This is a genomic window from Streptomyces sp. NPDC055254, from assembly GCF_053606025.1.
The window spans coordinates 64300-76972 of record NZ_JBSGQV010000031.1 but is presented as its reverse complement, the minus strand read 5'-3'; the positions used below and the strand labels follow the sequence as shown (position 1 = coordinate 76972).

7 protein-coding genes, 1 tRNA gene and 2 pseudogenes are annotated in these 12673 nt (G+C 71.9%); 4 read left to right on the top strand and 6 right to left on the bottom strand.

Features of this window, described 5'->3' with window-relative positions; genetic code table 11:
• Positions 1 to 151: 151 nt before the first annotated feature.
• The gene (locus tag ACWFQ8_RS24885) at positions 152 to 613 is read right to left on the bottom strand and encodes a GatB/YqeY domain-containing protein (RefSeq protein ID WP_453788479.1); all 462 of its coding nucleotides are present in this window, start codon (positions 611 to 613) and stop codon (positions 152 to 154) included.
• A gap of 68 nt (positions 614 to 681) precedes the next feature.
• On the opposite strand from ACWFQ8_RS24885, the gene ACWFQ8_RS24880 reads away from it, so the two are divergent.
• Positions 682 to 1620 (top strand): metallophosphoesterase, encoded by a 939-nt coding sequence (locus tag ACWFQ8_RS24880; protein WP_453788478.1) that lies wholly within the window; start codon positions 682 to 684, stop codon positions 1618 to 1620.
• A gap of 423 nt (positions 1621 to 2043) precedes the next feature.
• Positions 2044 to 2117, top strand: a tRNA-Pro gene (locus ACWFQ8_RS24875).
• A 24-nt stretch (positions 2118 to 2141) separates the two neighbouring features.
• Here the strand turns inward: ACWFQ8_RS24875 and ACWFQ8_RS24870 are convergent.
• Positions 2142 to 2808 (bottom strand): annotated as a pseudogene (locus ACWFQ8_RS24870) (site-specific integrase); the annotation flags it as partial.
• Between the two features lie 401 nt (positions 2809 to 3209).
• Here ACWFQ8_RS24870 and ACWFQ8_RS24865 point away from each other — a divergent pair.
• Positions 3210 to 3641, top strand: a complete 432-nt coding sequence (locus ACWFQ8_RS24865; RefSeq protein ID WP_453788477.1) for a hypothetical protein — start codon at positions 3210 to 3212, stop codon at positions 3639 to 3641.
• Between the two features lie 398 nt (positions 3642 to 4039).
• On the opposite strand, the gene ACWFQ8_RS24860 is transcribed toward ACWFQ8_RS24865, so the two are convergent.
• From ACWFQ8_RS24860 to ACWFQ8_RS24845, 4 genes and pseudogenes are all read right to left on the bottom strand, one after another.
• Positions 4040 to 7702 carry an ATP-binding domain-containing protein gene (locus tag ACWFQ8_RS24860; protein WP_453788476.1) on the bottom strand — a complete coding sequence of 1221 codons (3663 nt, stop codon included), beginning with the start codon at positions 7700 to 7702 and terminating at the stop codon, positions 4040 to 4042.
• Between the two features lie 96 nt (positions 7703 to 7798).
• Complete coding sequence (locus tag ACWFQ8_RS24855) at positions 7799 to 8221, bottom strand: hypothetical protein (protein WP_453788475.1); 423 nt, start codon at positions 8219 to 8221, stop codon at positions 7799 to 7801.
• Positions 8218 to 10716, bottom strand: a complete 2499-nt coding sequence (locus ACWFQ8_RS24850) for an AAA family ATPase (protein WP_453788484.1) — start codon at positions 10714 to 10716, stop codon at positions 8218 to 8220. Before ACWFQ8_RS24850 ends, ACWFQ8_RS24855 begins: the two co-directional genes overlap by 4 nt.
• A gap of 192 nt (positions 10717 to 10908) precedes the next feature.
• Positions 10909 to 11349 (bottom strand): annotated as a pseudogene (locus ACWFQ8_RS24845) (ATP-binding protein); the annotation flags it as partial.
• Positions 11350 to 11639: 290 nt separating this feature from the next.
• On the opposite strand from ACWFQ8_RS24845, the gene ACWFQ8_RS24840 reads away from it, so the two are divergent.
• A complete protein-coding gene (locus ACWFQ8_RS24840) occupies positions 11640 to 12596 on the top strand; it encodes a hypothetical protein (RefSeq protein ID WP_453788474.1) in 957 nt (318 codons plus the stop codon).
• Positions 12597 to 12673 lie beyond the last annotated feature (77 nt).

The following is a 12673-nucleotide window of genomic DNA, read 5'->3' as shown; positions in this document are numbered from 1 at the left end:
GTCTGGGGCGTATTCCCCGGCATCGTCTATTTCCTGTTCCCGGACGACACTTTCCGCTTGATCGACGGCCTGCCCTTGCTCTGCCGGCGGGGGCCCTCCCCTCGTTCTCTTCCGTCCTCGGCGCCCTGGTCGTTCTCGGCAGCCGGCTCGTTTACAGGAGCTGCTGCTTGACGGCGGCGGCGACCCGGCCGCCCTCCGCCAGCCCGGCGACCTTCGGGTTCACGATCTTCATGACCGCCCCCATGGCGCGCGGCCCTTCGGCGCCCGCGGCCCTCGCCTCGGCCACGGCCTGCGCCACGATCGCGGACAGCTCGTCGTCCGACAGCTGCTTCGGCAGGTACGTGTCGAGGAACTCGCCCTCGGCGGTCTCCCGCGCGGCCTGCTCGGGACGACCGCCCTGGGCGAAGGCCTCCGCGGCCTCGCGGCGCTTCTTCGCCTCCTTGGCGATCACCTTGAGGACTTCCTCGTCGGAGAGCACACGTGCCTCCTTGCCGGCGACCTCCTCCTTGGTGATGGCGGAGAGGGTCAGGCGCAGCGTGGACGAATGCAGCTCGTCGCGCGCCCTGATGGCGGTCGTGAGGTCTTCCTGGAGCTTGGCCTTGAGCGTGGTCATGCCCTTGAGTCTGCCAGGTGCGGGGGCGGGGGCGCCCGTCGGTTTTCCGGGTCTGCGACGATGGGTCCATGCGCGCGCGTTACGGAGTACCCCTGAAAGCCGCTGCCGCGGTCGCGGCGGTCGGGGCCGCTGGAGTGGCCTATGCCGCCGGTTTCGAGGCGCGGTCCTTCCGCCTGCGCCGGGTCACGGTGCCCGTCCTGCCCCCGGGGATGCGCCCGTTGCGCGTACTCCAGGTCTCGGACATCCACATGGTCCGCGGACAGGGCAAGAAGCGCGCCTGGCTCCAGTCCCTGGCGGGCCTGCGCCCGGACTTCGTGGTGAACACCGGCGACAACCTCTCCGACACCGACGGCGTGCCGGAGGTGCTCGACGCCCTCGGTCCCCTGATGGCGTTCCCCGGCGCGTACGTCTTCGGGTCGAACGACTACTACGGGCCGCGGCTGCGCAACCCCGGGCGGTACCTGATCGAGAAGACCCAGGGCCGGCACGGTCTGAACGGCAACAAGCCGGTCGTCGGCGCCGTCCACAACCCGTGGGAGGAGATGCGGGACGCCTTCGACGCGGCGGGCTGGCTGAACCTCACCAACACGCGGGCGCGGATGAAGCTGGACGGCCTGGAGCTGGCCTTCACCGGACTGGACGACCCGCACATCAAGCGCGACCGCTACGAGAGGGTGGCGGGCGGTCCGCAGGCGGACGCCGACTTCTCGATCGCCGTGGTGCACGCCCCGTACCTGCGCACGCTGGAGTCCTTCACGGCGGACGGCTATCCGCTGATCCTGGCGGGCCACACGCACGGCGGGCAGCTCTGCATCCCCTTCTACGGGGCCCTCGTCACCAACTGCGACCTGGACACGAAGCGGGTGAAGGGCCTCTCCACGCACGAGGCGGAAGGCCGGCGGGCGTACCTGCACGTCTCGGCGGGCTGCGGCACCAACCGCTACACCCCGGTCCGCTTCGCCTGCCCGCCGGAGGCGACCCTCCTCACGCTGACCCCGAAGGCGTAGCGGCGGGGCCGCCGGACCCCTGCGGGGGGCCGGCGGTTGGCCTGCGGCGCCTCGGCGGGTCTCCGGCCCGCGGCCCCGCCGGCCCGGGACTGACCCGGCCGGGGCGTACCGGACCGGGACCGGACCGGGGAACGTACGGGCCCGCGGCATACCCATCGAGTGCGCGTGCGACAGCGTGCCCGTGGTCCTGAGCTTCTTCACCGTCTGGACGCACATCTGGTTGGCGACGGCTTGGGCGCCGGACAGCTCGGCGAGGTCCCGTGCCACGTCGAAGGGGGCCTCGCGCTGGTCGCCGCCGACCGCCGCCGCCCGCCCCCACCACTGGCCCCGCGCCCGCCCCGCGAAAACCGGATTTCGTCTCCGGCCACAGGTCCGCTAAAGTAATCGATGTCGCCAGGGCAGCAAGCGCTGCAAGGCGGCGATCGGGGTGTAGCGCAGCTTGGCAGCGCGCTTCGTTCGGGACGAAGAGGTCGTGGGTTCAAATCCCGCCACCCCGACGCTGTAGTATCAGGTCAGACCACTTACCAATTTCGGTAAGTGGTCTGACCTGTTTCTGTGAGTGACCATGCCCTCGGGTCGATCTTGAAGATGCCGTCCATGGCGACCGCCCCAGTCTGCATCACCGGGCGGATCTGCTTGCGGTAGACCTCCTCCGTGACCGCCGTGCCGGACTGCCCAACCGGTCGCGAGATCTCTTCGAGCGGGACCCCGCTGTCAGAGAGCAGCGAGACGAAGCTGTGCCGCAGCCCCCGCGGCGTCGCTCCTTCGCGTCGACTCCCTCGGCGCCGGTGATCGCCTGTCGGAAGGCGCGCCGGACGTTGGTGGAGTCCAGCTCGGTCCCCGTCGCCGAGGAGAAGACGAGCCCGTTCTCCGTCCACTGATCACCGGCTGCAAGCCGGTCCCACCCCTGCTCCTCGAACTGCTGCCAGAGTGCGTCCACGCATCGCGCCGGCAGGGCGATCGTCAGGCGCGACTTCTTGGTCTTCGCGTCCCCGGGTGGGGCGGACCGACCGCCACACAGCGATGTGCGGCGGTACGGGCGGCGACGCGTCTGGGTCCCCCTCAGGAAGACGTGATCCCAGGTGAGCGGCCGCATCTCTTCCGTCCGGGCCCCGGTAGGGCCACCACGATGTACGCGTACACGGACGTCCCCTCGGCCGCATTGAGCACCGCCTCGGCCTGGCCGGCGGCACTGGCAGGGACCGGCGGCCTTCATGTTGGGGCGGCCCCCGCATGCCGAACGGGTACAGGTGCGGCAGTTCTCGAAGGGCCGCTCGCCCTCCCGCACCGGCAGTACGGGCAGGCCCAACTCGGCGAGCCAGAGCGCGGTGCGGAGGTGGCGGGTAAGGACGGGCGGGCGGGGTCTCGGGGGGAGTCGGTGGTGTGGGTCATGCTGGTGCTCCACTTCTCGCGAGTGCTGGATGGGAGCGGCCCGGTCATTGGCGTGAGGGGCCGCTCTCGGCATCGATGTAGGAGATCGCGGGCCATGCCATCTAGACCGGCTGTAATGGAGCTCGTACGCTGCGCGCATGGGGTGGGGGACTCTGGCGGTTGCGGCAGTGGGTGCGCTATTCGGGATTGGGGCGACGTTGATCACCGACGTCCTGCGTTCCCGACGGGCACAGCACCAGCAGTGGGCGGATACGAAACGAGTCGCTTACGTTCGGTTTCTGACTGCGCTGGCTCAAGCCCACAGTCGTATGACGATGGCGGCCGCCCGGGAGGAGCCCGGGCCCATCCGTACGCAGGCCATTCACGACGCGTTTCTCAGCGATCCGCAGCACTCGGACGCCAAGTCGGTTCTGCGTGAGCTGGCGATAGCGGCGCCCGACCACATCTATGAGGCTGCCGTGCCGGTCTATCACCAGCTACGGGCAGCACGCGACCTGCTTGCCGTCGATGGGGTGACCTTCGAGACGCCTCAATATCAGCAGCTCGTACAGCCGTTCTTCGCGGACTTGGATTCGCTGCAACGGCTGATGCGAGACGACTTGCAGCCCCCGGAGCGCCATCGCAACTGAGGAGGCGTTGAGCTGATCACTGAGGGCTCGCCGGTCCGGGGTGGTGCCCGCGGTGTGGGTGTGGGGCGATGCGGACGCCGGGCGTTGGCGGTGGCAGGGAGTCCGGGGCTCGCTCCGCAGATCGGTCCGTGGTGGGGTTTCGGGGGGTGTTTCGGGGGGTGCCTCCCTGGCTCCCTGGCAGGGTGTTTGCGCTGATCGGTCCATCGCGGACCGCGTCGCCTCCGGTCGTACCTACCGGCGCGGCGAGCAGACTCAGTCCGTCAGCCTCATCGAAGCACCCGCTTCTGCGGTTGAGGCTCCTTGAACGGCAGCGCCTCCGGGGCGGGGTGATCGCGCAGCCTGAGGTCCTGGCGGATCGGTGCCACCGCAGCCGGGCGCCGAGGGTGTCCGGGCGGCGCTCATCCCTTCAGGTGCAGGGCGGTTCGCGCGCTCAGCCCTTCCCATCCGTTCTCGGTCCTCCAAAGGGTCTCCATACCGAAGACCCCTCGCACCGCATCCGGCGCCCAGTCATCGGCCGGCTGCTCGGACATGATCAGGTACCGGTGGTCGGCGGCCCGGGGGCCGATGTGGTCGATCTCCATCAGGCGGGCCGCTGCCGCGCGCAGATCCGCGTAGGCCGAACGGCCCGCGCCGAGCACCTCGTAGAGGCAGAGTCCGTTCGGACCGTCCGCGATCACGTCGGTCGTCGGAGAGTCCGTGGGGCGCAGTCCCGCCCGCAGGAGCGCGGCCTTCAACTCGAAGCGGACGGCTTCGTGGGTGTTGCACTCCCTGTCGGCCTCCGCCGCGCGTGCCAGTTCCCGTGCGAGTGCCTGGCCGGGCGCCGTCTGCCCTGTGGGCCGGAAGGCGACGGTGTCCGAGAGGGCGGCGGCGTCCATGGCGTGGGTGTCCTTCGGCTCGTGTGGCGTGCGGGGTTCCGACGACGGTGCCGGAACCCTCCCGAGTGGCCCGGTGGGCTCGGGCTCGGGTCCGCCCGTGGCAGCGGGCTCGGGTGCGCTCCCCGGCCCGTGGCCCGGTTCGGTGTCGAGCTGACGGCGCAGCTCCCCCTGGGCCCGAGCGAGAGGACCGGCCCAGTGGTCGAACACCGGGTCGGCCGCCAGGTCCGTGTGCAGGCCGGGAGTTTTCGAGGTGACCGCGTGGCGCGTGCGTTGCGCGAGGTCCGCCAGGGTGTTCAGACGGTCCCGGTCCGCAGAGCCCAGGAGACGCCACACGCTGAGCCAGTCGACCCGGTCCCGGCGCAGGCACCGGTTGGCCATGCCCTTCAGTTCGGAGAGACGGTCCGCGGTCCCGGGCGCCACCGTGCCGTCGCCGTGGCCGATGTCCTGCAGGACGCCGAGCGCCGCCAGATAGCGCGGTGCCATCCGGGCGGTGATGGGCCGGCGGCCGAAGTCTCCGGCCGCGACGAGGCTCACCGGTCCTTCGTTCCGGGTCACCCAGGTGTCCAGCTGTGAGCCGGCCCTGGGCGTCGGTTCACCGTGGCGGGTCACGAGGAGAAGCGTGCGCTCGGTTTCCGGGAGGAGGGCCTTGACCTTCCAGTGCGCGCCGGGGCCCGAGCCGAGCACACGCACCTTGACCCTGGTACCGACCGGCAGTTCCTCGACGACCGCGGTCCCGGGCTCCGGCGGTGCAGCGGCGGCGGCCGGGGAAGCCGCGCGGCCCGGCCCGGGTGGAGCCGTGGGCGAAGGAGAGGAGGAAGCCGGGGCGTCCGTGTCGTCTGCTCCCGCACAGAGCTCCCGGGGCAGCGGCGTCGTGTGCAGGACGGTCAGTGTCTGGGTGCTCCGCGTCAGGGCGACGTACAGCTGGCGCAGTCCTGCGGGGCCGCGGTCGGCGATGGTCGACGGCTCCAGGACCAGGACGTGGTCGAATTCCATGCCCTTGGCCTGCGCGGCGGCGAGCACGGATACGGACCGCAGCCGCGTCTCCGCGGTGCCGTCCCCGCCGTGCACGCGTCGGCGGACCTCTTCGAGCCAGTGGGAGTCGTCGGGTACGACGACGGCGATCGACCGCGGTGACCGCCCGTCATCGGTGCCGGCGAGTCGTGTCGTGCGGGACGCGGTCTCGTCCATCAGCTCCCAGGGAGTCGTCGGGACGAGGCGCACCGCTTCCTCACCCGCCAGCCGCACAGCGGTCGGGTAGGGCAGGGAAGGCGCCACGGCCCGGGCCAGGGGAGCGACGAACTCCATGATCTCCGCGGGCACCCGGTAACTGGTGTTCAGCTCCGCCACCCTCCAGTCCCCGTGGTCGGAGAGAAGACCGCCCAACCGCTCCCACGTGGTGTACCCGTGCGGGCCGGTCGCCTGGGCCAGGTCGCCGAGCACGGTCATCGAGCCCGTCGGGCAGCGCCTGCGCAGGGACCTCGCCTGCATCGGGGTCAGGTCCTGGGCCTCGTCCACCACGATGTGCCGGTACCGCTGCGGGCTCTCTCCGGCGATCAGGAACCGCAGTTCTTCGAGACAGACGAGGTCGTCCAGGGTCCAGGGTTCCTCGTCCGCGTTGTCCGCCCTGGGTCGCTGGAGGGCGGCCTGTTCGTCATCGTCGAGGTCGGGCGCGGCGCATTCACTCAGCCTGCCGCGGGAGTCGAGCAGGCTACGCAGTGCCTCCTCGGGGCTCAGCGCGGGCCATGTCCGTTCGACGAGGCCGGCGACCTGCCGGTTGCGTTCCAGGTCGCGGCGCACCGTCGCGTCGCGGCTGCGGCGCGGTGCGATGCGGACGAGCTCGCTCAGGAGCCGATCGACCAGCAGGGTGCGGAAGCGGTCCCTGCGGATGCGGTAGGCCCCGGCGCCCTCGCGGGCGTCTTGGAGGAGGCGGAGCACCTCGGAACGCGGGAGCCGCAGTGACGTGCTGCCCACGGTGACGACGAAGGCCGCCTCGTCCTGGGCGTGCGAGGGCGCCGAGGTGAGGGAGTCCAGGGCTTCGGGCCGGCACTCGCTCTCCACGCGGCGCCGCAGGACGGCCGCCATCCGTTCGTCCGACTTGACCAGCCGGGCGGCGACGGAGTCGGCCGCGCGGATCTCCCCTTCCCACAGCCGGGCCAGCTGCACCGCTGTGACGTTGCGGGTGCCGAGGGTGGGCAGGACGCGTCCCACGTACTCCAGGAAGTTCTGGTGCGGCCCCACGACCAGGACGTCCTGTGCCCGGAAGTGGTCGTTGTTGACGAGCCAGGTCACGCGGTGCAGGCCGACCGCAGACTTTCCGGTGCCGGGTCCGCCCTGGATGACGAGGATGTCCGCGGGCGAACCGGTGACCAGGGCCATCTGGTCACGCCTGATCGTCTCGACGATGTCCCGCATCCGGCCGCTGCGGGACCGGCGCAGTTCCCTGAGCAGGAAGTCGTCGACCGGCTGGGGCTTCTTCCGCTGCCTGCGGGCAACCTCGCGCGGCGACGGCGAGGGGAGTGACGGTGAGGGGGATGACGGGGAGGGGAGTGACGGTGAGGGGGATGACGGGGATGACGGTGAAGGGGATGACGGAGCAGCCCGGTCTTCGGCGCTCCGGTCGCCGGTCCCGACCGGTGTCCCGAAGCTGTGCGGCGCTGTCCCCCGCAGGGCCGTGTCCTCCTCGGCGGGATGCGGAACGGCAGCTTCCCCCGTGGGCTCCGGCGCGTTGGCCCGCCGTGCGTCAGTCCGGGCGATCTCGTCCCCGAAGTCCTCGACGGTGCGCTCGGTGCAGCGCAGCTGCCGCCGCAGGAGCACCTCTCCGGGAGTCTCCGGCGAGGCGTTGTGCCAGCGCACGGCGAGCGGGTTCGTCCAGTTGACGACCACCTGCTCCCGGGTCTCGGTGTCGAAGACGTGCCGCCGTCCGACGTAGAACGTCTCCGCCTCGGTGTCCCCCGCGTCCTGGATGTCCACCCGGCTGACGACGAGGGCCTCACCTCCGAGACCGCCGTACGTATCCACCGTGGCCTCGGCGCCCTTGCGGACGGCGATGCTGTCCTTGCCGCTGGCGGAGGCCGTCGCCGCCGTCTGCGAGGTCAGCTCCACGAGTCGCGCCTCGTAGCAGTCGTAGGCGCGGTCGACGGCCTTCTGCTCGGTGGCGATGACCGCGTCCCGAGATGTCGTGCTCACGTGTGTTCCCCTCCCGCAGCGCTGGACGCGCTGTCGCGGGCCCGAGGCCCGCCTCTCCCGGTTACAGAAGTAGCAGAGATCGGAGCTCGGACCGCCTCAAACGGACAACACGGCTACCAGCCCCACGACTTCGGCACGCCACGCGCGCACCTGGTCCTCGGTGGGTCCGATCTCGTACTGGTGGTAGTGGCATCCCAGGCAGAGCTGGCTCCACACGGCCCTCGCCCGGCGGGCCGTCTCGGCTTCGGTGCAGCCGCGGAGCCAGAGGAACGCAGCCCTGTTGGTGCCTTCACGGATGGCGCGCGGGGCGAGGTGAGCGGAGAGGCGGTCGGCGACCGCGCTCTCCAGAGCAGCCCGCAGGGCAAAGGCGGCGCCCCGGTGCCTGCTCGCCGCGGTGGTGGTGGTGAGCGCCGTGGGCTGAGCGGGCACGACGGTGAGCGATCCGGCTGTAGCGGGCCGTTCGGTGTCCGCGACTAGCAGATCGGCGGTGTCGAGCAACTGACGGATCGTCGCGTTCACCGGGTGGCCTCCCGCGGGTTGCGCACGGTCTGGGCGACGGCCTTGATGTCAGCCACGAAGCGCAGGGGGTCCGGCATCGAGGTGCCGGACGGGTGGGCGCCCTCTTGGCACTGCCGGACGAGGTCCACCGACCCGGGGCCGCACCGCCTGATCAGCTCGCGGTACACGTCACCGGCCGTCTTCGTCGGGTCCGCGAAGAAGCCCAGCGCGGCGATGTCCGTCAACGTGACAGCAGCCGTGACGGTCCTCTCCGCCTCGCGCTCGGTCAGTCCGGCGCGGTGCAGCCGCAGCCACGCGGCCTCGGAGAAGGCCCGTTCCAGGACGGTGCGACAGAGGCTGGGCAGTACGTGGGTCATGGCGACCGGTGGAAGGTTCGGCGTACGGGCGAGGGCGCGTGCGTCGTCCAGCGCCTGCCCGACCGGATCGGTCACCCGGCACACGGTCACAACCGAACGCGCCTCCCGCTCCACCTCCAGTACCGACACCGGAAGTTCCTGGTTCGTGAAGGCCCGCTGGAGGCGCGTGTCATGGGTGAAGACCACGACCTGGCGGGTCTCGCCGAGGTCGTGCAGGACCTTCGCGAGGCCGTGGACCTTCGCGGGGTCCATGGACTGTACGGGGTCGTCGATGACGACGAACCCGAACGGGCTGTCGGGTGCGGCGGCACGCGGCAGGAAGAGCGAGAGCGCGAGGGAGTGCAGCTCACCCTGGCTCATGACGCCCAGCGCGGCCGCATCCGTGCCGTCCACGGACACGTCCATCACGAGCTTGCGCACGGTGGCCTTCTCGCTGCCGGCCAGGCGTACGGAACGCAGGTCGACGTTGCTCTGCTGGCGCAGTTCCTCCCAGATCCGCTGCGAGTGGTCCTCGAAGGGCCGCAGCCGCTCCTCGCGCAGCTCGGCACACATCTCCTTGAGCCACTTGCGGGCCGCCCTGACCTGGCGCAGCCGGGCCTTGCCGGCGTGCGCGGTCCTGGCCCGGTCGAGCCAGGCGGCGAGGTGGGTGACGCAGCGCCGCCACTGCTCGTCGAGCTTCTCCAGCTCCCAGGAGGCCTCCTCCCGCAGGGCCGCGCAGGCGTCGGCGAGGACGAGGGCGGCGGTCTCGGCGCGGGCGGCGAGCCGCTCGGCGTCGTTGATCGCCCGGCAGGCCGCCCACTCCTCCCACGGAACGACGAGCGGGGCGGGCAGCCACGCGGGGACCCGAGTGACGAGGTAGCGGACGGTGTCCACCGCGTCCCGCAGTGCGGTGCGGGCCTCCTGCGCGGTGGCGGCCTCCTGTCGAAGGGCCGCCACCTGTTCGGCGGCCCGCTCGGCCCAGGCCTCGTCGAGCGGCCGGTCGGACCAGCACACCGGGCAGGCGTCCTCGTCCGGGTGCCGACGGCTGTGGTCCAGGGCCTTGGCCAGCAGTTCGGCGCGCTGATGGGCGTCCTCGGCACCCGAGGCGCGTACGTCGTCGAGTACGGCGGCGGCCTCGCGCAGCCGGTCCACGGCGGCGCCGACCGCGTCGAGGTCGGGACCGGCCAGCTCGACGGTGGCGCGCAGCTCCCTCAGACGGTCGTCATCGGCGTCGGGCAGTCCGGTCACGAGGGCGTCCAGCCCGTCGAAGTCGGGAGTCCCCGCCCCGCTGACGGCCGCGAGGGCGCGTACCGCCCGGGGATCGTTCAGCGCGGACAGCTCCTCGACGAGTGCGGGCCGTTCCGCCTCGACCGTCTTCGCCGCGGTGTTGAGCGCCTTCTCGATGGCCTGGAGCCGCTCGTCCGCGGCTGTCAGCTCGCCGAGCCCGAGGATGGTGGCGACCGAGTCGTACAACTCGCTGGGCCTACCGCTGATGACCTTGTCGAGATCGGAGTACGACAGGAAGGGCCGGTAGTCGTTCAGCGCCCGCTCCCAGCCGACGTCCTTGAAGGGCCGCCGGCCGTGACCCGGCCGCCTGAACTCGACCTCGGGAGCCGTGACATCGTCGTCCGGCCAGGTGCACGTCAGCGTGGACGGCCCCGCGTCGCCCGCGATGGCGAGGCGGATCTCGGCCTTCGGCTCGGCCCCGTCGTGCAGGTTGCGCCAGTGCCGGCGCCACACCTCCCCGCGCTGCTTGTCGAGGCGCGCGGTCCGGCCGGTGAACGCCGTCTCGGCCGCCTCGGCGAAGCTGGACTTTCCGGAGCCGTTGCGCCCGACGACGAGGGTGACGCCGGGCTTCGCGGTCAGCGGCAGTCGCGCCTGGCGGCCGATGCCGCGAAAGCCGCTGACGCTGATGGATTCGAGGAACACCCGGTGGTCCCGGTGCGGGCCGGCGGGTGAACCCGAGTCGGTTCCCGACTCGCCCAGCGCCTCGCGCAGCATCTCCGCGGTCGCCGCGGCGAGAGTGGACGCTTCGAGGCGTCCGGCCAGCCGGGCGAGCGTCGAGGAGCCGCCGCTGCCGGTGGCCTGCCCGGCCTGCCCGGCCCGCGCGGCCTGCTCAGCGTTCTCCGGGGGCTCGTTCTGCTCGGTGGGTTCCGTCATGGCGCCATCCGCCCTTCCGTGGTCCGTTCCGATGGGAAGTCGGCCGGGCGGGTGCGGCGCGCGGAAGGGGTGGGCCTCCGGCCGCTGTGCGCGAGCCCGGCGTGACGGAACAGACGTTAGAGACGAAGAGGTGTCCGGACCCATGATTCCGGCGATAACCCGGCTTATCGCAACTGTGTTCTTCCATGGGCCAGTTACCGCCTCGATGGCCGCCTCCGCCCATACCGTCCTACCCACGGGGCGGCGAGGCGCCGACCCCCAGCGCACGGCCAGGACGTCCACCAGGAGCAGTCCTCGACCGGACTCACCCTCGGGGCACGACGAGGGCGGGACCGTGGGCGGCCGCTTCGCGCAGGCGGCGTCCGCGACCTCGATGCGAACCGGGCCCGCAGCCGCGTCGAGGGCGAGCCGGAGGCCGAAGTCGCATCCGGGGACCCGGCCGTGCCGTACGGCATGGGCCGCGAGTTCGCCGACGACGAGGGCGACCGTGCACGACGCGTCCGTCGCGGGCGGATGGTCCCAATCCTCCATGCGCCCGACGGCGAGACGTCGGGCGAGCCCCGCCCCTCGCGGCGAGGAGACGAACTGCGCCGCGAACGCGGGAATATAGGCGAGTTGAAGGCCGGGCGGCACCGTCCCTGAGGCGGCCGGGCCCCGGCCGCCGTCCGCGTTCCGGGTTCACCGGGCCCTTGTCGACGAGGGTCCGGTCGGCCACTGACCTCCTGAAAGAACCGGGAGAAAGAACTACCCACCCGCCCACCCTCCCCGCCGGGAAGCCCGCGTCACCCGTCCGGGTGACCGGCTTGCAGAGGCGGGATACGGACGGTTACGTTCGCCGCGACAACCGCAAAAAGATACGGCCCCCGGCCGGGACGGCAATCCCGATCGAGGGCCTGACCGCTCAGGAAGAGATCGACTTCCCGATGGCTGACCCACAGTCTAACGCGCCCCTGCGCGCCTGCGCCGGAGCTCCGACTTCCGGCGTGATCCATGTCCGCACCCGCCTCACGGCCGAGTTCGCGGTGCTCTCCAACTCCCTCGCCCAGCGGCGCGGCAGCGCGGTCACGGTCGGCGTCGCGGCGTACATCTCCTCGCTGCCCGACGGCTCCTCCGTGACCATCACCGCCCTGTGCGAGCACTTCAACGAGGGGGAGATCCTCATCGCGCGAGCGCTCAGGGAGCTCGAAGCGGACGGATACCTGGAGCGCCGCCGCGAGCGGACGCCCTCCGGGCAGGTCCGTACCCGGACGCACTTCTACGACGTACCCGGCGGCGATCCGGGTCCGGGTACAGGTCCGGGTACAGGTCCGGACCCGGACCCGGACCCGGACGGACCGTCCGAGCCGATGAAGCCGCGCCGGCCCCGGCCCCGGTCCCGGAAGTCGCCCGCGGCCGAGCAAGCCACGCCGGCTCCGACGACCACCACCGAAGCGGCGCCCGCGCCCGCCCCCGCCCGGGACCAGCCGAGGAAACCGGCGTCGCTCTCCGACGCCGATCCCCGGGCAGTCGCCGTTCTGACCTCGCTCCGCCGCGCCGATCCACGTCTCGTCCTGTCCGAGCGGGAGGCGGTGCGTCTGGCGCCGGCCGTCGCCCAGTGGCTCGCGGCCGGTGTCGCGCCCTCCCAGATCACCGCCGTGCTGACGGCAGGGCTCCCCGATCGCTTCCTGACCCGCCCGGCGGGCATCCTCGCCTTCCGCCTCCGGGAGACGCCCCTGCCCGCACCGCCCCCACCTCCTGCCCCGCAGATCACGGGGCGACCGGCCGCGCTGCCGTTCCAGACCTGCGACGGCTGTGAGCGGGCGTTCCGCGCGCCGGAGCCGGGACACTGCCGGGAATGCCGATCCGGAGCGTCCCGGGACCGCCTCCGTGCGGCCTGCTGAGCCGGCGGTGGGCGGGTGTGTGGTCCGGCCCCGGGTGGGAGGCTTGATGTGCGACGATGCGAGGCCCGCTACCGGGC